19 protein-coding genes are annotated in these 25,233 nt (G+C 31.1%); 13 read left to right on the forward strand and 6 right to left on the reverse strand.

The annotated features are described in order from the left end of the window. Nucleotides 1-22 precede the first annotated feature (22 nt). Nucleotides 23-1,564 carry a glycine--tRNA ligase gene (locus RMN92_RS01020; RefSeq protein WP_309607602.1) on the forward strand — a complete coding sequence of 514 codons (1,542 nt, stop codon included), beginning with the start codon at nucleotides 23-25 and terminating at the stop codon, nucleotides 1,562-1,564. Nucleotides 1,565-1,929: 365 nt separating this feature from the next. On the opposite strand, the gene RMN92_RS01025 is transcribed toward RMN92_RS01020, so the two are convergent. The 4 genes from RMN92_RS01025 to RMN92_RS01040 form a co-directional block, all read right to left on the reverse strand. Then, nucleotides 1,930-3,579 carry a S41 family peptidase gene (locus tag RMN92_RS01025; RefSeq protein WP_309607603.1) on the reverse strand — a complete coding sequence of 550 codons (1,650 nt, stop codon included), beginning with the start codon at nucleotides 3,577-3,579 and terminating at the stop codon, nucleotides 1,930-1,932. Nucleotides 3,580-3,632: 53 nt separating this feature from the next. Continuing rightward, nucleotides 3,633-5,285, reverse strand: a complete 1,653-nt coding sequence (locus tag RMN92_RS01030) for a S41 family peptidase (RefSeq protein ID WP_309607604.1) — start codon at nucleotides 5,283-5,285, stop codon at nucleotides 3,633-3,635. 88 nt (nucleotides 5,286-5,373) lie between these two features. Further along, nucleotides 5,374-7,437, reverse strand: coding sequence for a M13 family metallopeptidase (locus RMN92_RS01035; protein WP_309607605.1), 2,064 nt, complete (start codon nucleotides 7,435-7,437; stop codon nucleotides 5,374-5,376). Nucleotides 7,438-7,441: 4 nt separating this feature from the next. Further along, entirely contained in the window at nucleotides 7,442-10,921 is a 3,480-nt protein-coding gene (locus RMN92_RS01040) for a T9SS type A sorting domain-containing protein (RefSeq protein WP_309607606.1), read from the reverse strand. 121 nt (nucleotides 10,922-11,042) lie between these two features. Here RMN92_RS01040 and RMN92_RS01045 point away from each other — a divergent pair, with 121 nt between their 5' ends. The 11 genes from RMN92_RS01045 (at nucleotide 11,043) to RMN92_RS01095 (ending at nucleotide 20,864) form a co-directional block, all read left to right on the forward strand. Beyond that, a complete protein-coding gene (locus RMN92_RS01045) occupies nucleotides 11,043-11,720 on the forward strand; it encodes an SCO family protein (RefSeq protein WP_309607607.1) in 678 nt (225 codons plus the stop codon). Between the two features lie 31 nt (nucleotides 11,721-11,751). Then, the gene (locus tag RMN92_RS01050; RefSeq protein WP_309607608.1) at nucleotides 11,752-11,982 is read left to right on the forward strand and encodes a FeoA family protein; all 231 of its coding nucleotides are present in this window, start codon (nucleotides 11,752-11,754) and stop codon (nucleotides 11,980-11,982) included. An 11-nt stretch (nucleotides 11,983-11,993) separates the two neighbouring features. Then, on the forward strand, nucleotides 11,994-14,096 hold the full coding sequence (gene feoB / locus RMN92_RS01055; RefSeq protein WP_309607609.1) for a ferrous iron transport protein B: 2,103 nt from the start codon (nucleotides 11,994-11,996) through the stop codon (nucleotides 14,094-14,096). Between the two features lie 6 nt (nucleotides 14,097-14,102). Beyond that, the gene (locus tag RMN92_RS01060; protein WP_309607610.1) at nucleotides 14,103-14,591 is read left to right on the forward strand and encodes a PAS domain-containing protein; all 489 of its coding nucleotides are present in this window, start codon (nucleotides 14,103-14,105) and stop codon (nucleotides 14,589-14,591) included. Nucleotides 14,592-14,806: 215 nt separating this feature from the next. Further along, complete coding sequence (locus RMN92_RS01065; RefSeq protein ID WP_309607611.1) at nucleotides 14,807-15,355, forward strand: RNA polymerase sigma factor; 549 nt, start codon at nucleotides 14,807-14,809, stop codon at nucleotides 15,353-15,355. Between the two features lie 57 nt (nucleotides 15,356-15,412). Further along, nucleotides 15,413-15,694, forward strand: coding sequence for a hypothetical protein (locus tag RMN92_RS01070; RefSeq protein ID WP_309607612.1), 282 nt, complete (start codon nucleotides 15,413-15,415; stop codon nucleotides 15,692-15,694). 6 nt (nucleotides 15,695-15,700) lie between these two features. Further along, nucleotides 15,701-16,198 carry a Spy/CpxP family protein refolding chaperone gene (locus RMN92_RS01075; RefSeq protein ID WP_309607613.1) on the forward strand — a complete coding sequence of 166 codons (498 nt, stop codon included), beginning with the start codon at nucleotides 15,701-15,703 and terminating at the stop codon, nucleotides 16,196-16,198. Nucleotides 16,199-16,216: 18 nt separating this feature from the next. Next, complete coding sequence (locus RMN92_RS01080; protein WP_309607614.1) at nucleotides 16,217-17,827, forward strand: T9SS type A sorting domain-containing protein; 1,611 nt, start codon at nucleotides 16,217-16,219, stop codon at nucleotides 17,825-17,827. Between the two features lie 59 nt (nucleotides 17,828-17,886). Beyond that, nucleotides 17,887-19,119, forward strand: coding sequence for a T9SS type A sorting domain-containing protein (locus tag RMN92_RS01085; RefSeq protein WP_309607615.1), 1,233 nt, complete (start codon nucleotides 17,887-17,889; stop codon nucleotides 19,117-19,119). Nucleotide 19,120: 1 nt separating this feature from the next. Continuing rightward, complete coding sequence (locus tag RMN92_RS01090; protein WP_309607616.1) at nucleotides 19,121-20,293, forward strand: DUF1566 domain-containing protein; 1,173 nt, start codon at nucleotides 19,121-19,123, stop codon at nucleotides 20,291-20,293. A 10-nt stretch (nucleotides 20,294-20,303) separates the two neighbouring features. Then, nucleotides 20,304-20,864 (forward strand): HupE/UreJ family protein, encoded by a 561-nt coding sequence (locus RMN92_RS01095; RefSeq protein ID WP_309607617.1) that lies wholly within the window; start codon nucleotides 20,304-20,306, stop codon nucleotides 20,862-20,864. Here the strand turns inward: RMN92_RS01095 and RMN92_RS01100 are convergent. Continuing rightward, on the reverse strand, nucleotides 20,861-21,601 hold the full coding sequence (locus RMN92_RS01100; RefSeq protein WP_309607618.1) for a response regulator transcription factor: 741 nt from the start codon (nucleotides 21,599-21,601) through the stop codon (nucleotides 20,861-20,863). The genes RMN92_RS01095 and RMN92_RS01100 overlap by 4 nt on opposite strands. Nucleotides 21,602-21,605: 4 nt before the next feature. Further along, nucleotides 21,606-23,639, reverse strand: a complete 2,034-nt coding sequence (locus RMN92_RS01105; RefSeq protein ID WP_309607619.1) for a histidine kinase dimerization/phosphoacceptor domain -containing protein — start codon at nucleotides 23,637-23,639, stop codon at nucleotides 21,606-21,608. A 1,005-nt stretch (nucleotides 23,640-24,644) separates the two neighbouring features. Between RMN92_RS01105 and RMN92_RS01110 the strand changes: the two genes are divergently transcribed. Further along, entirely contained in the window at nucleotides 24,645-24,932 is a 288-nt protein-coding gene (locus RMN92_RS01110) for a GIY-YIG nuclease family protein (protein WP_309607620.1), read from the forward strand. Nucleotides 24,933-25,233: the final 301 nt, after the last annotated feature.

The raw sequence follows: 25,233 nt of genomic DNA on the forward strand, positions 1-25,233 counted from the left end.
TCCATTTTCCTATTTTTGCACCATGGCAAAACAAGAAGATTTATTTAAAAGCGTGATTTCGCACGCAAAAGAATATGGATTTATTTTCCAATCTAGCGAAATATACGATGGTTTAAGTGCAGTTTATGATTATGCACAAAACGGCGCAGAACTCAAAAAAAATATAAGAGATTATTGGTGGAAATCAATGGTTCAGATGCACGAAAATATAGTTGGAATTGATGCTGCAATTTTAATGCATCCCACTACTTGGAAAGCTTCAGGACACGTTGATGCTTTCAATGACCCATTAATTGATAATAAAGATTCCAAAAAACGATACAGAGCCGATGTTTTAATTGAGGATTACGCCGAAAAATTAAATCAAAAAGCCCAAAAAGAAATTGATAAAGCAAAAGAACGTTTTGGAGACGCATTTAATGAACAAGAATTTATAACTACAAATGCTAGAGTTGTAGAATATCTTTCAAAGAAAAAATCTATTCTAGAAAGAATGGCAAGATCATTAGAAACCGAAAATCTAGCCGATGTAAAAGCACTAATTGAAGAACTTGAAATAGCAGATCCAGAAACAGGCTCTAGAAATTGGACGGAAGTAAAGCAATTTAATTTAATGTTTGGCACAAAAATAGGTGCTTCTGCCGATACAGCCATGGACTTGTATTTACGTCCTGAAACCGCCCAAGGTATTTTTGTAAATTTTTTAAATGTACAAAAATCGGGCAGAATGAAAATTCCTTTTGGAATTGCCCAAACCGGAAAAGCCTTTAGAAATGAAATTGTAGCAAGACAATTTATATTCAGAATGCGCGAATTTGAACAAATGGAAATGCAATTTTTTGTGAAACCAGGCGAAGAAATGCAGTATTACGAGTATTGGAAAACCACCCGTTTAAACTGGCATTTGTCTCTTGGTTTAGGAAAACAAAATTATCGATTTCATGACCACGAAAAATTAGCACACTACGCAAATGCTGCTACAGATATTGAGTTTAATTTTCCATTTGGTTTTAAAGAATTGGAAGGAATACATTCTCGTACCGATTTTGATTTAAAAGCCCACGAAAAACATTCAGGCAAAAAATTGCAATATTTTGATACGGAAACCAACTTAAACTACACGCCTTATGTTGTAGAAACTTCTGTTGGATTGGACAGAATGTTTTTGGCAGTTTTCTCTAATTCATTAAAAGAAGAAACTTTGGAAGATGGCTCTATTAGAACCGTTTTGCAATTGCCTAGCGTTCTAGCACCAACAAAAGCAGCCGTTTTACCATTGGTCAAAAAAGATGGTTTGCCAGATGTAGCACGCAAAATTATTGAAGATTTAAAATGGGATTTCAATGTGGCATACGATGAAAAAGATGCTGTGGGTCGCCGTTATAGAAGACAAGATGCTCTCGGTACGCCCTTTTGTATTACAGTAGATCATCAAACACTCGAAGATCAAACAGTAACTATTCGACATAGAGATTCCATGAAACAAGATCGAGTTGCCATTTCTGAATTGAGAGGTATTATTAACAATGAAGTTTCAATGCGGAATTGGTTGATGAAAATGTAAAGTTTAGGATAAATAAATTACTAATGGGAAATTTGATTACCAAAATATTGCATTAAAAACCAATAATAAAAATATTGTTCCTTAAAAAAAAGGCTTTTATTGTTAAATAAAAAACACATGAGAATTGCGAACTTAGGTTAGAAAAACTAATTGATAAAGAATGATAAATTTCATTCTACAATTATTTTTTATTTTTTGAATAACAAATAGATTTAAACACGCTTCATTTTGAGCGTGTTTTTTGTTAAAGCATTTTGATATAATTCCAATAATGAATTATGAAAATTATACCAATTATGTGTATAATTTAAAAGATATTTCTTTCTTTTTTATGCTTTTTTTTAACCCTTGATTCGCATAATCAATTATTTTCCAGTTTCAATAAATTTTATGGCTCTGTCCAAAACCTCATCCTTTCCTTGTTGGATGCCTAAAATAGTTGGTTTTACTTCTATGTCTGGAATGATACCTATGCGTTGGGTTTCACGTTTGTCAGGATAATAAACCCCAATTCCAGAAAATCTAGAATAGAAGCTTTTAATGAAATCAACATCGCTTACATTTCCATCTGCACCAGCGGTTTGACTACCAATAATTGTTGTATTGCCAGCCGTTTGAAAACACATGGCTGTCCATTCTGATTGACTTACAGATTCTTCATTTAGTAATATTACAACTTTGCCTTTATAGTTATCTTTATTTTCCGACCCGGTAGGATGCGGTTCGCTCCATTTGAATCTTCCTGGATATGTCAAATCTGGTTTTGTATAAATTGCAAATACTTTCTCTTTAGCATTTAAAAATTTAGAGATTTCTTCCCAAGTTGCATTTGGATAATTTCTCATATCAAAAACAATTGCTTTGGTCAATTTTAATTTTTCAATCATTTCAGGAATATTTTTAACCGTGATTTCTCCCATATTTACATAACCAATATTGTTTTCTAAAATTTTAAATTTTTCTTTTTTAATTTCTCGTTTGGTTTCATTTTTCAAGACGTATCTATTTGAGTTATAATCTACCCAATTAATTGTTTTTTTGATATTTTTTCCTTCTGATAAAAACTCCAATTTAATATTGTCATAATACCCAGACAGAACTGGTTCAATTATGTTGTGTAAATATGATACTTCATTTGAAGCCGATATTAATTCTCTATTTTCAAAAACAATTTGCTTAATAGTTTTGTCATTTATTTTAGTAATTATATCTCCAATTTTTACCTCACCTGTTTTTGCGAAATTATCATCTAAAATTTCTGTAACAATCATTTTTTCATCAATAATTTTACAAACAATAGGTAAATAATGCTTTTTTCTAGCATATTTATAAAAAACAGCATGAGAGTCATTAAGCCTAACTGTTAATTTCTGCATTGTTATATAAAAATCATCTAAATTTTTAGCTTCTATAAAAAGAGGCAACATTTGCTCCAAAGTATTATCCCATTTTTGATCCATAATATACTTATATGGAAAATAATACTCTATTATATTCCAATACGTAAATAAACTTAAAATTCTAGCATATTTATTATTGTAGTCATATGTTGAAAAATCTTCGTTTTTTACAAAAATGTTTTCAGCATTAAGTAGGCTCACATAATATTGTTCGCCTTGAAATCTATTATTCTCAATAAATTTTAATTTTTTGGAAAGTTTTGTTGAAAACATTTTATTTTTATCAATCCAAGACAAATCGAAATTTTTGTCGAAATATTCAATTCCTTTGGGTTGAATAATTGGCTCTATTTTTTGAATTTCTCCAAGAGAATCTATCCAATTTTCTAAAATTAATGAAAATTCTTCTTTGGTTTTGGCTTGTTCAATTTTGGGAAGAACATCAAACAGTTGCTGATCCCAATTTTTTTCGCCATTGGCTACTTTTGGATGGTAATATTTTAAAAAGCCCCAAACTTTGCAGGTTGCAGAAAGTTTATCGGTTTCAGAAATTTTTACTTGACAAAACCCTGTTTGGATGGATATTATAAATAGCAAAAAAAATATTTTCTTCATTTTCAATTTTTAAAGTTAAGATTAATTGATGTTTTTATTTTTCATTATATTAACTATTTCCCAGTTTCTATAAATTTTATGGCTCTGTCTAAAACTTTATCTTTGCCTTGTGTTATCCCTAGTATAGTAGGTTTTACTTTAATATTAGGAATAATTCCGATTCGTTGTGTCTCTTTCTTGTTTGGATAAAAAACTCCTATTCCAGTAAATGAAGTTCTAAATCCTTTGATTATTTCAAATTTAAATTTATTCCCGTCGGCTCCAGCAGTTTGACTACCTATTATTGTAGCTTGTGGAGCCACTTGAAAACACATAGCTGTTTGTTCTGCTTGGCTCATAGTATTTTCATCAATGAGTATAATGACTTTCCCTTTGTAATATTCATTATTTTTTTTGCCGCATTTGTCGCTTTCTGTCCAAATATATTTACTAGGATAACTTAAATCAGGATATATAAACTTGATATATTCTTTTGGCTCTGGATTTAAATATTCCGAAATTGCATATAGCGTTTCGTTAGGATAATTTCTGATATCAAATATTATAGCTTTAGTATCTTTAAACTTATTCATCATTGTAGCAATATCATCTACTTCAATAAAACCCATGTCAACATATCCAATATTATTTTCTAAGAGTTTAAACTTTTCTTTTTCTTCAAATTTAATTTTTAAATCTTGGTACAAATAACGTTTTATTGTTTTTGTTGCTGTTTTTCCATCTCTAATAAATTCTATTTCTACAGAATCATTATTACCATTGAAAATAGCCCAATAAAAATTTTTGAACTTTGCAAATTGGTTAGATCCTTCAACATATTTTTGATTCTCTTTTATAATTTGTTTTATTGTTTTACCTGCTACTTTAGTTATAACATCGTTAACTCTTAAGTCACTTATTTTGGCTAATGAGTCATTTTGTAAACTGGTAATAACCACTTTTTCTTCAATGATTTTAATATTCGCAGGAATAAATTTGTCTCCAAATCGTTCAAATAATTTGTTTGTACCAAAAGAAGCATGTGAATCGTCAAGTTTTACGACAAGTTCTTTTATTGTAAGATGAAAATCAAGTTCAGACGCTGTATTGATAAATCTTGGTAGCATTTCAATTAGTGTAGCATTCCAATTTTGATCTGTCATATATTTGTATGGAAAAAAGTATTCAACTAAATTCCAATATCGAAATAGGGTCAAAATACGTGAATTTCTATTATCCCATTTAAACTCTGAGTATTTAATTTCATTAATAATTTCTAATGCATTCCCTTTTTCACTATCAATTTTAATATAATATTGTTCGCCTTGAAATCTATTATTTTCAATAAACTTTAATTTTTTTAAAAGTTTTTTCGAAAACATTTTATTTTTATCAATCCAAGATAAATCGAAATTTTTGTCGAAATGTTTTATAGTGTCAGATATAATAATCGGTTCAATTTTTTTTACTTCGCCTAAAGAATCTATCCAATTTTCCAGAACCAATGAAATTTCTTCTTTGGTTTTTGCATGTTCAATTTTAGGAAGAACATCAAAAAGTTGCTGATCCCAATTTTTTTCGCCATTGGCTACTTTTGGATGGTAATATTTTAAAAATCCCCAGACTTTGGAGGTTGCGGCTAGTTTATTGGTTTCAGTTAAAGTGTTTTGGGAAAACGAAAATTGAAATACTAAAAATACAAGAGCAATGGTAATTTTTTTTATCATGATTTTTTATGATTTTAATTGTTTATGAATGCAAAATACAAAAAAACCATCTGCTTTCACAAATGGTTTTTTATTGCAATTTTTAATCCTACCAAATTTTTACTCTATCGTCTGGTTTTACAAACAATTTGTCTCCTTCTTTGATGTCGAAAGCTTTATAGAAAGCGTCTACATTGGTCAAAGGAACATAAGCCCGATACATAGCTGGCGAGTGTGGGTCTGTTTTCACTTGATTTTTTATGGCTTCGTCTCTCATTTTTGCTCTCCAAATGGTTGCCCAAGAAATAAACAATCTTTGTTCTGGTGTGTAACCATCAATAAGTCCAGGATTGCCATTTTGTTTTAAGAAAATTTGCAAACCATCGTAAGCTGCATTGATACCGCCCAAATCACCAATGTTTTCGCCTAATGTAAATTTTCCGTCTACAAATGTGCCTGGCAAGGGTTGCAAAGCGCTGTATTGTGCTGCAAGTGCGCCACCCAATCCTGTAAATTGTTTTAAATCGTCTTCTGTCCACCAATCCACTAGATTTCCATCTGCGTTGTATCTAGCACCAGAATCATCGAATCCATGAGAAATTTCGTGACCAATAACAGCTCCAATACCACCATAATTTACGGCTTCGTCTGCTTTATAATCATAGAATGGTGGTTGCAAAATGGCTGCTGGAAAAACTATTTCATTGTACGATGGATTAAAATATGCATTTACTGTTTGTGGCGACATGCCCCATTCTGTTTTATCTACTGGTTTTTGCAAATCTGCAATGTTTTCTGCAAAACCCCAACGAGATACATTTTTCATATTCTCAAAATAAGTACCTCCAGTTGCTAAAGATTTGACTTCTAATTTAGAATAATCTTTCCATTTGTCTGGATAGCCAATTTTTACAGTCGATTTTTTCAGTTTTTCGATGGCTCCTTTTCTTGTGGCTGGCGTCATCCAAGGCAATTTGTTGATTCTATTTTCGAAGGCAATAAAAATATTGTCAATCATTAATTTTGCTTTTACTTTGGCTTCCGCAGGAAATTTTTTCTCTACATACAATTTTCCCAAAGCTTCACCTACCGTTCCATTTACCACTTGCAAAGCCCGTTCTTCACGAGGTCTTTGTTTGATAGCACCTTGAAGGGTTTTGCTATAAAATTCCCAGCTGGCTGTTTCAATTTCTGAGGTTAATACACCAGTTGATTTGTTTAATAGTGTCCAACGCATGTAGGCTTTCAAATCGTTTATATTGGTATTTTTATAAATTTCTTCCAGTGCCACCATATATTTTGGTTGGGATACAATAATAGTATCTATTTTTGAAATACCTACACCTTGAATATAATTTGTCCAATTTACGGAAGGCGTTAATTTTTGAAGATCAGCTACAGTCATTGGATTGTAGGTTTTTCTACGATCGCGACGTTCCACTCTGTCCAATCTTGGTTTTGCCATAGCAATTTCCAAGGCCAATATTTTTTCTGCATTTTGCTTGGCTTCGATTTTATTCTCCCCTATGAAGGTTAACATTTTCGCTACATGTAGCACATATTTTTCTCGTTTTTCTTTCGAATCTTTATCATCGGAAACATAATAATCTCTATCTGGCAAACCCAAACTTCCCAACCCTATATTTGCAGTATTCTTGTTGCTGTTTTTTGAGTCTGCTCCAACACCAATTCCGTAAAAACCAATGCCGCCTTGCGGTTCCATTTCGATTACTAATTTATTTAGATCTTGAATAGTTTTAACCGCATTAATTTTAGTCAAATAAGGTTTTATTGGTTTAATACCCAGTTTATTTCTCGAAATAGTATCCATGTAAGTTTGATACACATTGACAGCTTTGGCTTGGTCAGATTTTGGATCTAGATTTTTGTTTGCTGCTGCTTCTTTTAAAATTGCAAGGGCATCTTTATCTGTATTTTGTCGCAACTCATCAAAACTTCCCCAACGGGTTTTATCGGCAGGAATTTCGGTTTTATCAACCCAAGTTCCGTTTACATATCTGAAAAAATCGTCTCCAGGTTTTACAGACTTATCCATTAAACCCAAATTAATCCCAGGTTTTTTATTTTCTGATCCCGTTTGGGCTTCGGCTTTTCCGTAGCTTAATAATGTAACAGAAGCTAAAAAAAGAATATGCTTTTTTTGAATATTCATAATATTAATTTTTAATTATTCGTTTAACAGTATTTTGATTTTCTGAAGATATTTTAACAAAATATATACCGTCTGAAATATTACGTAAGTCTAAACTTGATTGTGTATTGGCTTGGGTAAAGTTTTTTTGTATAACGATTATTTTGCCTGTTACATCATAAACTTCCACCAAATCGATGGCTTTACTTCCTGTCGAAATATTGAATATTCCAGCAGATGGATTTGGATAAATAGCAATATTTTTTAATTCAAAATTATCAGTTCCTAGCGTTCCGTCAATTCCGAAGTTATCTACAACTACACCTAACTGATTTGCTGATTCATCAGAATGAAAAACTATTCTAAAAATAACATTAGATTGTCCAACTAAGGTATTTAAAGAGTAAGAATAATTAGTTAAAGCTGTATTGGTTCCCGTCCATTGTGCTCCAGGGCAGTTTTGGCAGTCATTTGCAGCTCCTGAAGAAGCATTTGTTCTGTTGCTATTATACCAATTAGGACCTTGAGTACCAAGCACTGTCCATGTGGCTCCCATATTTGTAGAATACTCAACATAAACAATATCCCAATTTGGCTCTAAATCAAATGCCAAATCAAACTTAATTTGTGGATTGACTGCGTTACTCAAATTATAGCACTGTGAATAAATATAAGATTTTACATTGTCAGGATAATTTCCAGAAAAGTTTGTTGTGTAGGCGCTGCTAGTTGTTGCTAGCACCCCGTTTGTATTAATTCCTCTTTTCCATAGGCTAATTGATGAGGCTTCATTTGCAGTAAGTAAACTTGATGAAGGTGTTTCAAATGTATTAATTACACCTACAACCCCAGCATCATTTACATAAAATGGAACAGATCCTTGATTATTATCTAAATAGGTATCGGCAGAAATAGTTGAATTTACATTCAAATTATAAGCACCTCTAGAAGGCGAAATTGATGGTAAATTTATAATTTGAGAATTATTTGAAAGAATATTGCCTGTCCAAATATAATCTTGTGGAACTCCGTTATAATCATAATTTATATTTACAGATGTAACTGGGTTTACTCCTAAATTTTTAACAGTTATTTCTGGTGTTATTGAAGAAGAATTGCAGTTAAGATTTAGAGTTGGATTTTGAATGCTTACAAATTTTAATTCATTTGCGGGAGCTTCATACTGTATAGGAGATTGCCAAATACCTCTACCATATGTTCCAGCGGTAATTACATTATCATAAATATTTATTTCTAAATCTCTTACAGCAACGTTTGGCAAATTATTATCAAATGGTTCGAACTGGCTCATAGAATCATCCCTATAAAAAACACCCAAACTAGTGCCTACATATAATGGATTTAATGAATTTCTTCCTTGGTGTCTTATAACATTTTTCGGGATATTTGGAATTCCATCTTTTATTGATAAAAATGAAAGTCCACCATCAATAGACTTCATAACATCTCCAGAAGATCCTGCTGTAGTTATGTAAATCGTATTACTATTTGAGAAATTAACATTTATGGATGTAATGTTAGTGGAAGCATTATAAACAAGTGTAAAATTTACACCCTTGTCAGTACTTTTATAAAGTTCGAATCGATTAGATACATACATATTATTATCGTTGCTAGGATCAATAGCAATTTCATCTATATCACCATTGCCAACAGTTGATAAACTTTGAGCAACCCAGTTCCAAGTTGTTGAAGTTTGATTTAGTTTATACAATTTTTTAAATCCTGAGAAAAGTTCTCCGGCATTGTTCATTGCCATTGGAGTCACCCAGTTTCCACCGCTATCCGCGGGGTTATCTCCACTTGATTCTGCTACAGGAGCAGAAACACTATTGGATATCGAATTTCCTGCATTGTCACTTACATAAAGATTTTGACCATAATACAAAAAACCGAAATATTGATTGCTATTTGTAGGGTTCACAGCACAATCCATACCGTCGCCGCCATGATATCCTTGCCATGCATTATTGTTAAAAGCATACCCGCCATTGTCTTGAGTACCTCCCGCAATTTTTGAAGCACTTTGTTTAGAAACTGAAATTTTATAGAATTGAGTAATTGCTGCAGATCCTGTTATATCACTAAATGTTATACCGTTATCTTCAGATACATAAGCCCCACCATCGCTACCGCAGTATAACTTACCATTTATGTAACCTAAAAAATGAATATCCGCATGTGTAAAAGCAGCATTATAAGTACTCCAGGAATTTAGCACCTTCCAATTTGCATTCAAAACACCCCCATCTGTCGATTTCCATACATTGAGGCATCCTGAAAACAATGAGTTACTATTTGTAGGTGATACCGCAAAAGCTAAATCATACCAAGACTGTGTACTTTGAAATATATTTGTTGGGACAGGATTGACTGTAGAATTTCTTGCAAAGCTAACACCGCTGTCTGTAGATTTATAAATGCCTTGAAATCCTAAACCTGTTTCCGTTTTAGCAGACATGACATATACATAATCTGGATTTGCGGGAGATACATCTATCAGCATTCTACTTGAGGTTGTTGGCAGTCCTGTTCCCCCAGATGTAATCTGAGTAAAACTAGCTCCAGAATCTGTTGATGTGTAGAATGCATTCTGTGATGTAGCATATATAGTAGAAGAAGTTCCTGGTTTAAGTCTTATAGAACCTTGAGAAAAATCTCCAGTTTGAATAATAGACCATGTGTTTCCTGCATCAATAGTTCTGAATAGACCTGCACTTGTAGCGCACCATAAAATTTGATTGTTGGTTGGGTGTATTAACAAATCTCCTGCGGAACTAAAAGTATTACTGAAAGTTAAACCAGTTGGCGACCAATTAATACCGCCATCAGTTGATTTTAAAACTCCAATAGAATAAGTATCATTAGCATCTTTATCTCCAGTTGCAATGTAAATTGTGTTTGAATTTGAATAATCTACAGCAATACCCGAAACACCAATTTGTGGTAAATTATCTCCTAAAGGAATCCAAGATGTTCCACTATTTGTCGATTTCCATATACCACCTGCAGGCGTACCAAAATAAAGTGTATTTACATTAGAAGGATCTCCTACAATTATATTTACCCTTCCTCTAGCTCTTGTTTTCGCACTATTTTGTGTAGTAGCATTAGAAAATGGACCTACGGATGTCCAATTACTTACTGGCAATGATAATGATGAACGGTTCGCAATAGTAGATTTGGCTTTCATTTTCTGTTGAAAAGCACTTCTAGTTTCTTCAGGAGAAATTATGTAACCTTTACTGTCAAGTTGATTCTGCCAATGGTATTCCCAACGCTTAAATGGCTTGTAACCAGATCCTTTTATATTTGGATTATTATTTTCCCAATAATCATTAAAAGAAGTGACAAGCTGAGCAAAAGATTGCTCTTTACCTTTTTGAGAAATTTTGCTTTCTTGATTCCATGGTGCATTTGGATTGAATTGTGAATAACCGCAAATTGTAAACAAAATAATTGCTAAAAAATATAATTTTTTCATGATTCTATATAGTTTCCTCAAAAATAATAAGTTTTTGTTAAATTTTGTTTTTTTTAACATTCCTTTTTGTATTATTTGTAAAACCGAAAGTTTCCAATTGATTACTTTTGTAAAAAAAATTATGTTTACATTTTTACGAAAATTTAAAACGTTATTAATTGTTTTATTTGTTTTATCAATAGTTATTATTTGTTTGTTTTATTTTGCACTTAAACCAGCAAAATCCTTAACTATCTTTACACCATCGATGGTTAATCCAGAGCTGGTAGACTCTACGGTTCAATATATTGCCAATAAACATTTTATACCAGATTTTGCCTTTACCAATCAAAATGGTAAAATTATAACTCAAAAAGATTATCAAGACAAAATTTATGTTGCAGATTTCTTTTTTACAACTTGTGGCTCTATTTGTCCTATAATGACTGATAATATGGTTTGGTTACAGGAACAAATAAAAAATAATCCAAAAGTAATGTTGCTCTCTCATTCTGTCACACCAGATATTGACAATGTTACCGTTTTAAAAAAATATGCTTTAAAAAAAGGCGTAATTGATTCAAAATGGAATCTGGTTACTGGAAATAAAAAAGATATTTATTTTATTGCTAGAAAGTCTTATTTGGCTGTCAAAACTGGAAATCCATCAGAAATATACGATATGGTTCATACAGAAAACTTTGTTTTGATAGACCAAAAAAAACGTGTTCGTGGTTTTTATGATGGTACAAAAAGAAAAGAAGTTGAAAAACTATTGGAAGACATACTTTTTTTATGTGAATCCAATAAAAAGGATTAATTTTGCTTAAATTAATTCAATCTAAATAAACTTGAGTTTTACAATCTCCAATCTTACCAAAGGTCAAAAAGCAATTATTAAAGATTTCGATATCAATAATATTCCACTGAAATTATTGGAAATGGGCTGTCTGCCTGGAAATATTGTCGAAGTAGTCCAAATTGCGCCGTTCGGAGATCCTTTGTATTTGAATATAAACGATTGTCATTTGGCTATTCGTCAGGAAACTGCTTCTGTTATTGAAGTTGAAATAATTAGATAAAGCAATATATTATGAAAGTTGGAAATATAAATATTGCTTTAATCGGAAATCCTAATACTGGAAAAACTTCAGTTTTTAATCAACTTACGGGTTTGAACCAGCAGGTTGGAAATTATCCTGGAATCACTGTAGAAAAAAAACAAGGTGTTTGCAAATTATCTTCCAATTTAAAAGCTACCATTCTTGATTTGCCCGGAACATATAGTTTAAACGCCACTTCATTGGATGAAAATGTAGTTATCGAATTACTTTTAAATAAAAATGACAAAGATTTTCCAGATGTTGCTATTGTGGTGACAGAAGTCGAAAATTTAAAACGAAATCTTCTACTTTTCACTCAAATAAAGGATTTAGAAATTCCGACAATTCTAGTCATAAATATGTCAGACAGAATGGCTTACAAAGGAATTACATTAGACATACCTTATTTAGAAAATCACCTAAAAACCAAAATTGCACTTATAAGTTCAAGAAAAAATCAAGGAATTGAAGATTTAAAAAATCTAATCATCAATTATAAAAATATCACAACAGAACCTTGTTTAAACGCTTCAAATATTGATGATGTTTATTTTGGAAATTTACGTAGGGCTTTTCCTAACCAATCTTTGTACAAATTATGGTTGGTTATTACACAAGATGTGAATTTTGTCAATTTGAATAGAAAAGAATTGCCCAATCCATCTTTTACAAAATCTAAACAAGAATTAAAAAAATTACAGCAAAAAGAAACCATCAAAAGATATCAGTTTATAAACGATGTTTTAAAAGTTGGTCAAACTATTGATATTGCAAATGCAAAAGGTTTGCGAAGCCGTTTGGACAGAATTTTGATGCACAAAGTGTACGGATATGTGATTTTCTTTCTTGTTTTGATGCTCATTTTTCAATCTATTTTTGATTGGTCTAGCGTTCCTATGGATTTTATTGACACTACTTTTGTATCCTTGGGTTCATGGTTAGAAGGCATATTGCCACCAGGAGTTTTAACAAATTTGATAGTTCAAGGTATTGTTCCTGGATTGGGTGGAATTGTTATTTTTATTCCACAAATTGCTTTATTATTCCTATTTATTTCCATTCTTGAAGAAAGCGGCTATATGAGTCGTGTCGTTTTTTTAATGGATAAATCTATGCGAAAATTTGGATTATCTGGCAAAAGTGTAGTGCCACTCATATCTGGAACCGCCTGTGCTATTCCAGCTATTATGGCTACTCGAAATATTGAAAATTGGAAAGAAAGATTGATAACCATTTTGGTAACACCTTTTACAACTTGTTCAGCAAGATTGCCAGTTTATGCTATTATAATTTCATTAGTGATACCAAATAAAAGACTTTTTGGTGTTTTTAATTTGCAAGGATTAACATTAATGCTTCTGTATTTAATAGGTTTTGCTACAGCTTTGCTTTCTGCTTCTATTTTGAATAAAATTTTGAATTTTAAATCTAAGTCGTATTTTGTAATTGAAATGCCCAATTACAAATTGCCTATGTTTAAAAATGTGGCTATAAATGTGATCGAAAAAACAAAAGCATTCGTATTTGGAGCAGGAAAAATGATTTTGGCTATTTCTGTAATTCTTTGGTTTTTAGCATCATATGGTCCAGGTGAAAAATTCAAAAATGCAGAACAAATTTTACTTTCTAAATCAGAAAATCAAAATATATCTAAAAATGATTTAAATAATAAAATAGCTGCTTACAAACTTGAAAATTCTTTTATAGGAATTATGGGAAAAGCCATTGAACCAGCAATTTCACCTTTGGGTTATGATTGGAAAATTGGTATTGCAGTATTAAGTTCGTTTGCAGCTCGTGAAGTTTTTGTAGGCACTTTGGCTACCATATATAGTGTTGGAAACACAGAAAATCAAGATACTATAAAAAATAAAATGCAATCTGAAGTACATCCAAAAACTGGAAATAAAATTTTTGATTTTCCAACGGGAATTTCACTACTTTTGTTCTATGCCTTTGCAATGCAATGTGCTAGTACACTAGCTATTACAAAAAAGGAAACCAACTCATGGAAATGGCCATTAATTCAACTGGTTTTTATGAGCGGATTTGCATACATTGTTGCACTATTGGCGTATCAATTTTTAAAATAAAGAAAAATGTTAAAGGAATATGACAATGCTTGGGCAAAATATCAAGAAAAATTAAATATTCTTTCTCTTCCTTTGGTTTCATGGGGATTTAGTAAAGAGTTTTACTCCGAGGAAATTCAATATAAAAATATCAACCAATTTTGGAATACAACAACTGACTATTTGAAACTTTCAAAATCAGAAAAAAGACAATTGGTTATTACTGATAAAAATTTCAAAATTATATTTGCTTCAGAAAACATTTCAAAAATGAATGGTTACCAACCTCAAGAAATGTTGGGGAAATCTCCAACTATGTTCCAAGGTTTAAAAACTTCCAAACGAACTGTACTTTCTATTAGAAAAGCGATAGATAATTTAAAACCATTTAAAGAAGTAATTTTGAACTATAAAAAAAATGGAGAAACATATTGGTGTGAAATTGAAGCAAAACCTATGTTTAATCAAAATGGAGAATTTATAAATTATATTGCTCTTGAAAGAATTGCATCATAAAATTTTTATCAAATAAAACCATGGAAATACAAGAAATCATAGCATTTTTAATACTATCTGCAGCGGTTTATTTTCTATATTACAAATTTTTTGGTGCTAAAAAATCTAAAAAAAATTGTGGTAGCAACGATTGTGGTTGCCATTAATTAAAAAACAGCAACTTCCTTACAATATAAATCATAAAATGTTTAGCTTTATAGAAATAAAGTTAAACATTGATTAAAAAATTAAAATCCAACGATAACGAAGTTTTCAACGAATTGGTCATTCTATACAAAAATAGAGTCATCAATACTTGCTATCGTTTTTTACTAAATAAAAATGATGCTGAAGATGTTTCTCAGGAAGTTTTTATAGAAATTTTTCAATCTATTAAATCATTTCGTGGCGATTCTAAACTATCTACTTGGATTTTTAGAATTGCAGTTTCCAAAAGTCTTGACGAAATTAAAAAACGAAATCGAAAAAAACGAATTTCCTCAATTGCACAAACACTCCATTTAGACGATGTTGCCCACTGGATTTCTGGTGGAAAAATGCCAGATGAAGACTTAATTGCATCAGACAATATGGCTCAAATTAATAAAGCCTTAAATAAATTACCTGAAAACCAAAGAATTGCATTTACGTTAAGCAAAATAGATGGTTTTAACAATCTCGAAATTTCTGAAATTATGAAAACCACAACTATTGCTGTCGAAAGTCTTATTTACAGAGCTAAAAAGAAAATTACAGCCGACTTAGAACACATTCTAAAAAAATAATTAAATAAAACTGCCAGATATAAATTAAATAATCGTCTAAACTTAAAATATCCAAATATGAAATCACAACACATAAATAAAATTTTGGAAGAGTTTGACGCTTTAGAAAATATTTCGCCTTCAGAAAGTTGGGATTTGGTTTTTCAAAAAAAACTACATGCTACCAGATTGTCGAAATCAAATACCATAATAAAAATTAATACATTAATGCTCATTTTGGTAACCTTAAATATTGCCTACATCTGGAATACAGTTACAAATGATAAGTTAGAAGTTAATGAAAATAGAGGTTTTAATTTGGAAACAATTTCAAACGAATTATTAATTCCTCAAAATTAATATTGCATGGATATTTTCACACAACAAAAATTATTAATTAGAACTATAGTTGTTCTTGTTGTTCTAAATGTATTTTCAATTGGATTTTTTATTTGGAAAGAAGTAAAACAAAAACACGAACCTCTACTTTTTCCAAAAAATGAAGCTTATAGAAATGTTTCAAATATTTTAGAAAAAGAATTGGATTTATCAGAAAAACAAGTTTTACAATTTGATGAAATTAGAAAACGAAATTTCGAAAAACAGTCAGTTTTAAAAAAAATTATTAGAGATGATAAAGATGCCATGAATATTGAGATGTTTAATATAGAAACAGACAATGCTAAAATAGAAATATTTGCCAAGAGAATTTCGGACAACGAATATAAAATGGAAATGCTACGATTTGAACAAGCCAAAGAATTAAAAGCAGTTTGTAAACCAGAACAACAAGAAAAATTTCGAGATTTAATACTCGAAATTCGAGATTATTTTAGACCCGACAATCAACCCCAAAAAATATAAAAATAAAACCCCAAAACTATGAAAAATTTAAAACTATTACTATTATTTCTATGTTGCAATACAATTTTTGCACACACAATCAATTACGAAAATCAAGTTTTGAAACATTGGTTTATCGAAAAAGAAAATAAATTCATCGATGGCTCTTTTGCAATGATTAAAAATGGAGAAATTTATATTGAAGATGCAGACAACAACTTATTGCATTTTCCTATAAGCTCATTTGCAAAAGCAGACCAAGTTTTTGCAAATCAAAAAGAAGCGACTGTTAAAGCAATTAACACTAATGTCGTTGGTCAAAATATCGAGGAGAACAATTTTAAATTAAGCTATAAATTAGGTTTAATTGCTTTATTTTTATTGATTACAACATCGATACTATTCAGATATTCTGATAGGAAAAAACTAAAATATTTGGTTCCAATCATGTTTTGCGGCGTAATTGTGACTTTGTATGGTTTCGGTAAAAAAGTTTTTTCCACAACTGATCCAGCATTTATGACAGCTGCTTTTGCACCATTCACATCGACGGTAAGTACAAATTACGACGCAAACTTTTTTTATGTCAATTCAACTGGAATTCCAAATCACACCATGATGGTCGGAATTGCAAGCAATGGTTGGCAACAACAAGTTCCAATTTCTAAATGTTATATCAACACCAGTCATTGGACTATTCCTTTAAATCCAGTTCTAGCAACAACTCCAGTTGCCGTTTCGGCATCTCATTTCACCAAAGGAGCCATTGCAATGGCAACAAATGGCGTTCCAATTTTTAATCCATATACAAATACTGGAGCAGATGCATTTTTGACTGGTCAACTTGACAACTATGGTGGACATTGTGGTCGTGGCGACGATTATCATTATCACACTGCGCCTTTGCATTTAATTACTTTAGGACAAACAACATCAAACTTACCAATTGCATTTGGACTTGACGGTTACGCAGTATACGGAAGTTTAGAGCCAGACGGATCAGCAATGGCAACACTTGACACCAACCACGGACACAATGGTTCCAATGGAGTATACCATTATCATGGAACGCCTGCAGCGCCCTATATGATTGGAAAAATGGTTGGAGCAGTTACTGAAGATGCTTCATTGCAAATTATCCCTCAACCACAAGGAAGTCCAGTTAGAACCGAAAATTGGGGTCCATTGGGAGGTGCTTTAATTACTTCATGTGTTGCTAATACGAGCAATGGATATAATACAGCTTACACGCTAAATGGAACTGCTGGCTATGCCACCAATTATACGGCAACAGCAGCTGGAGCATACACTTTTCAATATGTGACACCAACAGGAACAACATCTACAAATTATACTGGTCCAGCACAATGTACAGTTCCAAATTTGGGCGCTGAAAAATTTATTGCTATTGAACAAAACATCAAATTATATCCTAATCCAGCGACTGATATTCTTAAAATTAATCTAGGAAATAACCTTCTAGAATCTGAAGTTCAAGCGATTTCTATTTATGATATAAAAGGAAGTTTAATAACCAAAACCACAAAATTTGAGTCTAGTTTAGATATTAAAAATCTATCTAAAGGAACCTATTTTGTAAAAATTCAGTTTTCGAATTCGGTTGTAACTAAAAAATTATTAGTAAAATAAATTTATAAATTAAAATGGGCAGCCTTCAAAAGTTGCCCATTTTTTTAAATAGAATAGTTATGAAAAAAATAATACTTTTTTTATTGTTCACAACTTATAGTTTTGCACAATATACAGGAACTGCATCTGTTACGCAAGGATTGGCAACCAATATTACAACCGCAAATTTGTATAGCACTTGTTCTGTAGGAAGTAGAGTCTCTAAAGTTGCAACGATTACAGCAACAGACAATACAACATGGACAGTTCCAGCAGTGACCAATTATACTAATGCTAGTTTTCCTTTTGCATCCGATTTACATAATGCTTGCAATGGGAATAATTATGCAACATCAACGGCTGCATTATCAGCATTGAACGGATCTGATATTGTAACAATCGATGCTACCGGCGAAGTAATAACCGCTTATATTTTTGCCGATAATTATTTTGAAATGTACATAAACGGTATTGCCGTTGGGAAAGATAAAGTACCATTTACCGAATTTAATTCGAGTATAGTGAGATTCAAAGTAAACAGACCGTTTACTATAGCTATGCTTTTGGTGGATTGGGAAGAAAGAATGGGTGTTGGTGCTGAAACCAATGGTGGATTTAGTTATCATTGTGGCGATGGCGGAATAGTTGGTGTTTTTAAAGATGCAAGCAACAACATTATTGCCAAAACAGATGCAAGTTGGAAAGCCCAAACATTTTATACTGCTCCAATTATGAACTTGACTTGCCCATCAGAAAGCGGAACTTCTCGACTTTCTGCAAATTGCAGTACAGTGGATAGCAATGCTGGAACAAACTATTATGGTTTGCATTGGGCAAGACCTGCCAGCTGGACAGCTGCAAATTTCGACGATTCTTCTTGGCCAATTGCAACAACCTACTCCAATGCAGTAATTGGTGTGAACAATAAACCATCTTACACAAATTTTACTAACATTTTTGATGATTCCTCGAATGATGCGGAGTTTATTTGGAGTACAAATGTGATTTTAGACAACGAAGTAATTGTTAGAAAAAAGGTATTATCAAACTTAACAACCAATAAAAATGAATTTATTGAAAGTAAAATTAAATTATATCCAAATCCAGCAAAAAATGAAATTCATTTAGATATTGATGCAACAATTCAAAATCAAATTCAGAAAACTGAGATATATAATTTGCTTGGTGAACTGGTTTTCAGTTCAGATAGATTGATGCAAACTATTGACTTGCAAAATTTTGCGTCTGGAATATATATTATGAAAATTTGTGCATCTGAATTTGAAATTTCTAAAAAATTAATTGTTGAATAGGATGAAAAATATATATTTTCTATTAATAACCACATTTTCATTTGCTCAAAGTGTAACCAAAACAATGAATTTGCTTCCAGATACTGGACAAAATACAAGTTATACCGCAACTTTTGGTCAAGACAATGATTATAATATTAATATTCCATTGTTTACAAATAATGCGAACGGCACCATAACTGATAATGTTACCAACTTAATGTGGCAACAAGTTGATGGCGGAGAAATGACACACCCAAATGCCATAACTTATGCTAATAATTTGGTTCTGGGCGGTTATTCTGATTGGCGGTTGCCAACACCAAGAGAAAGTTTTAGTATTTTGAATCTTCAAAATAGTAATCCTGCGCTAAACACCACTTATTTTACCAATACAAATGCTGGATACTGGTGGACCAATACTTTCGAACTCAACTCCACAACCAGAGTTTGGGTAACCAATGCTGGCGGCGGCATTGGCAACAAACCAATTTCTGAAACCATAAGTGCAGGTGGGACTTTTAAATACCATGCACGCGCGGTCAGAGATATTGTAACTCCAACTGTAATTGCAAATCATTTTACAGATAATAATAATGGCACAATTACAGATAATTTGACTCAATTAACTTGGCAAAAAGTACCAAATGCAAATCTTTTAACTTGGGAAAATGCTATTGGATATGCCGAAGGTTTATCTTTTGCTAATGCCACAGATTGGCGTTTGCCAAATATTAAAGAACTGCAATCTTTGAACGATGAGAGTTTAATAAATCCATCTGTTAATCAAACTTTTTTTGGTGCAATTGGCATAAAAAACTATTGGAGTTCAACTACATTACCCAATCAAGTTACCAGTTCTTGGTATTGGAATACTGCATTTGGAATAACAACATATACACCAAAAACAAATACCAATTATGTAATTTGTGTAAAAGGAAATCCAGTAATTTTGGCTGTAAATAAGTTTGATTTTAAACCCAAACTCAAAGTTTTTCCGAATCCGTTTTCATCTAGAATAAATATAGAAAATGCAACTGGAAATGAAGTTTATAGATTATACAATGAAGTTGGTCAAGAGTTATTTTCTGGAAGAAACATTGAAAAACAGGATTTTTCAGATTTAATAAAAGGGATTTATTTCCTTGAAATTAATGGCGAAACAGCGTTCAAAATTAAATTAATCAAACAATAGATTAGCGTTTTTGGAAAATATTATAAAATATTTACAGCTTGGTTTTACCCATGTTATTCCGCTTGGTTTCGACCATATATTGTTTATTTTGAGTGTTTTTTTCTTGAGTTCTAAATTAAAATCGGTTGTTATCCAATGTTCTGTTTTTACGGTGGCACATAGTTTGTCTTTGGGATTTGCAGCTGCTGGATTGCTAATTCCAAACTCAAATTATGTAGAGCCATTAATTGCTATTTCGATACTTTATACAGCTATAGAAAATATTGTAAGTCAGAAAGTAAATTCTTGGCGATTACTAATTATTTTTGGTTTCGGATTAATTCACGGTTTTGGTTTTGCCACTGCATTATCAGAAATTGGAATTCCTAAAAACCAATTTTTCTCGTCGCTTTTATCGTTTAATCTAGGTGTAGAAATTGGTCAAATAACGATAATCTTGCTGGCTTATTTTTTAATTGCCAAATGGTTTTCTGGTAAAATTTGGTATAAGGAAAACATTGTTTATCCAATATCGACTATCATTGGTTGCGTAGCTTTGTACTGGACAATCGAGCGAATTTTAGTGATTTAAACTTGGTTTCTTTTTCTATAATTTTCTGGCGTATCGTCTGCTAGTTTTTTAAAAATATGATAAAAGTTGCTGTGGCTGTCAAAACCCAGTTCATAAGCAATTTCATTAATAGGAATTAAAGTATTTGACAACATTGTTTTTGATTTTTCAATTTTTCTTGAAAGCACATATTGATAAGGTGTAACGCCCAAATATTTTGAAAAAAGTCTGGTAAAATGATCTTTTTTCCACTTGGTTAGTTTGGTTAACTCATCTATATCTAGTTTTTTCTCTAAATGGGTATTTATATAATTCACAATTTCTTTCACTTTAAAAGGAATAGGATCTTTATCGGGCGCATTTACACGATTGGTATCAATTTTTTTATGATAATAATTGTTTAATACTACCGAAATGGTGGCCAACAAATCTTCCTCTTTAAATGGTTTCACGATAAAACCTTTGGGTCTGGTCATATTCACTTTTTCCAATGTGCTTTTATCCGAGTAAGAGGTAATATATATGTAGGGAATGCTATCTTTTTCCAGCAAATAGTTACCTAGTTCGGTACCTTCTTTTTTTTTATTCAAATTAATATCTATAAGAACGAGATCTGGAGGAGTTTTTTCAATATGTAATATAGCATCTTCAACAGAAGTTATATCTATAGCTACTTCGTAATCATGTTTTTCCAGTACCTTTTTAATATGTAATGCTATTAACAATTCATCCTCAACTACTATTATTTTTGTTTTCATAATTTTATAGTATTACATTTTGAAATTGCATTGTAAATCGTGTGCCATTAGAATTATCTATTTGTGAAACGCCTTTTATTTGCGAAACCAAAAGTTTAACTAGTTCTAGCCCTAGTCCTTTATCGTTTATTTGATGGTCTGTTATTCCCAATCCATCATCACAAACCATAAGCATATATTTGTCATCATTTTGAACTAATTGAATTAAAATTAATCCTTTTTCTCTGTTTTTAAAAGCGTGTTTGTAAGCATTATTGACCAATTCATTTATTATTAAACCAATAGGTATGGCGGTTTGCACATCAAAATAAATTTCATTTACATCAATTCGCAATTCTATTTTTTTAAAACCTTGGTAAGAACTTATAATGGATGTTATTAAATTATTCATATATTCTTTAAAATCAACTTTGCTTAAATTTTGACTTTGATACAAGTTTTCGTGTACCAAAACCATCGAGTTAATTCTCGCTTCGCTTACGCTTATAAAATCTTCAACGGTAAGTTCTTTTGCATCTAGCGATTGAATTTTTAGTAAACTTATAACCATTTGCATGTTGTTTTTTACCCTATGGTGAATTTCTTTTAGCAATATTTCTTTTTCTACAAGCGATTTCTGGGTTCGTATTTTTTCGTTCTCAATTACTTTGTTTTTATTTTTAATTGTCTTGTTTGTTTTTACATAAAAAAATACAGATACCAAAGCAATTGATAGCAAAATTCCAATAAAGGTTATAAGTTCTTTTTGCTTTTTATTTTCAATAGTTTTAATTTTTTTTTGCTCCTCCAATGTTTTTATATTATAATCTTTTAAGGTAACATCAAAATCGGTTTGGAGCAGTAAGTTGTTTTCATTGTTTATTTGGGCGTTTTTTTTGCTGGTGTAATTTACTTGTTTTTGATAAAAATAAAGTGCCTTTTCAAAATTTCCAGCATCTTCTTCTATTTTTGATATATTGGAATATAATTCAAAATTCTCAAATTTTTTATAAAGCGAATCATGAAAAATCAAAGCTTTTTCACTATAAAAACGTGCTTCCTTTTTTTTGTTTACTTGAAAATAAATATTACTCAATATGACAAAACATTCAATTTTATATTCTGGAATGGTATTTTTTGAATCAATTACTTTATCAATATACTGTATTGCCAATTTATATTTTTTTAAGTTGTAGTAGGCATTTGCAATGTTGTACAAAATTAAATTATACTGCCATTCTGATGTCATTTTGTATTTTAGAATAGATTTATAATTTTCTAAACTTAAGCCTAAAGCGCGATTGTGCCTTGACAATCTATTAAGTATTAAAGCTTTTTTTGCTTGTACCAAAAATTGATAATTTGTTTCCCTATTTTCGATGGAAAGGTCTATATAGGTGATTGCTTTGTCATTTTGATTTAAATTAGTGTATTGGTCTGACACTTTTTGAAAAAAATGACTTTTTGCAAGCGACTTATCTTCTGATAGGAAAGGAAGTACTTTTTTATAATAAATTAATGATTTCGCAATAGAATCTTGGTAACCATAAATATCGCCAAGTAATCTGTAAAAATCTACTATAATATCATTGTTTTTGTGGTTTAAAGCTAGTTTTAAATTTTGATTGATTATTAACTTGCTTTTTTGATTATCACTAAGCGCAATATAATCTTTAGAAATTTCTTTAACCGCAATAAGATAATTGTTAATATCCTTATTTTTAATAAAAATAGCCGCTGCCTTTTTCGAAAACTCCAATGCTACATTATACCTTTCATTATATAAATTTATACCAGAAAAATTCAAATAATATAAACCAAAGCCTATTTCATAATTGTGTTTTCGGGCCAATTCTAAAATTTTTTGGTTGTATAACGCCAATTTTGTTACATTGTTTTTATCATACTCCAAACATATATTATTTAAAGTATTAATTTGGGCTACAAAACTTTGATGGTTACCTAACTCTACCAATAGACTATCAATTTGTCTTTCGTTTTGTGAAAAAACGATAGTATGAGTTAAGAATATAAAAATAGCTACTGTAATATTTTTCATAACATATTTGTAATACAAATTGCAGGTTTAAATATAATCTTTTTAGGTTAAATCCTAAAATAAGAATAATCAAAAAACCACCCCAAATAGTTGGGGCGGTTTACAAACTTAAAAACAACTATTTAAAAACTACTGCGATTTTATAACTAACAATGCTTAATTTTAGCACTGCATCTTTGCTAAAATGATTTACTTTGTTAGAATATAATTCTAAATTACTACCTTTAAAAATAGTTCTGTTGTTGAAAAACGATTTAAATTCCTAAAAAACGACATTATTTTTATAGATGACTTTTAAATAATTGTTTCTGAGAGCTTTGTAATTATTAAATTCGTTACTATTTTAATAATTAATTTTTATGTGAATTAGGATATGAATTTACATTTATTGATTGGATATTTAGTTCAATCAAGTTAAAATCTTTTGTCTGTGCACATCGTCACTTTGAGTGTTTTGACCTAGTAATATTTAATTAAAAGTAAATTATGATAAGTCAAAATGTATCGAGAAGTTTTAACACGCTTCTCAAACCACGACGTCACTTCGAGTGATTTTGGCGTGACAAACTCGAATAATAAAGGAAAGTACATTGCCAAAATTGTATCGAGAAGTTTAACACGCTTCTCGATACAATTTTTAAAGTTGGAAGCATTGTATTAATTCGTAATTATTATAAACTTTAAAAACCACTCGAAGTGACGGCGAGTTTTTGTCACTTCAAACTTTCGCTTCCCGATCCACCTCGTCACTTCGTCCCGATAGCTATCGGGATTGGCGATAAGAATATGAACAATACGTAAAAGTACATTGCCAAAATTGTATCGAGAAGTTTAAAAACCACTTGAAGTGACGGCGGGGTAACGCTTCTCGTAACACGCCGTCACTTCGAGTGATTTTGGCGCAATAATCTTGAACATTACAAAAATGTGTATCGCCAAAATTGTATCGAGAAGTTTTTAAAGTACTAAACATTCTACTAATGGAAAATATATTATTTTAGCAAAATGAAGGTATCATATGTTTATATTCTCAAATGCTCCGACGGAACTTATTATACAGGTGTAACTAGTAAACTAGAACAAAGAGTATTTCAGCATCAAACAGGTTTTTACCGTAACTGTTACACTTTTGCACGACGACCAATTGAATTGGTATTCTATGGAGAGTTTACAGACATAAATTTTGCTATTGAAAAAGAGAAACAAATAAAAAAATGGTCTAAAGCAAAAAAGGAGGCTTTGATAAATGGAGAGTACGATTTACTTCCCAATCTAGCAAAAAAGAAATTTTAGTTTATTAAAATTGGTTTCCCGATCCACGTTCGTCACTTCGTCCCGATAGCAATCGGGATTGGCAAAACGAGTAGGAACAATACTAAAATGTAGATTGCCAAAATTGTATTGAGAAGTTTTAACATACTTCTCAACGTCACTTCGAGTGTTTTGACTTAATAATGTTGTATTCAAAGCATATCTTGATAAGTCAAAACGTATCGAGAAGTTTAAAACGCTTCTCGATTCTCCCGATATCTATCGGGATTAAAGTGGGAAACATTCCATTACTTCAAAATTATTATAAACTTTAAAAACCACT

The sequence above is a fragment of the Flavobacterium sp. genome (genome assembly GCF_031363805.1).
Lineage (GTDB): Bacteria > Bacteroidota > Bacteroidia > Flavobacteriales > Flavobacteriaceae > Flavobacterium.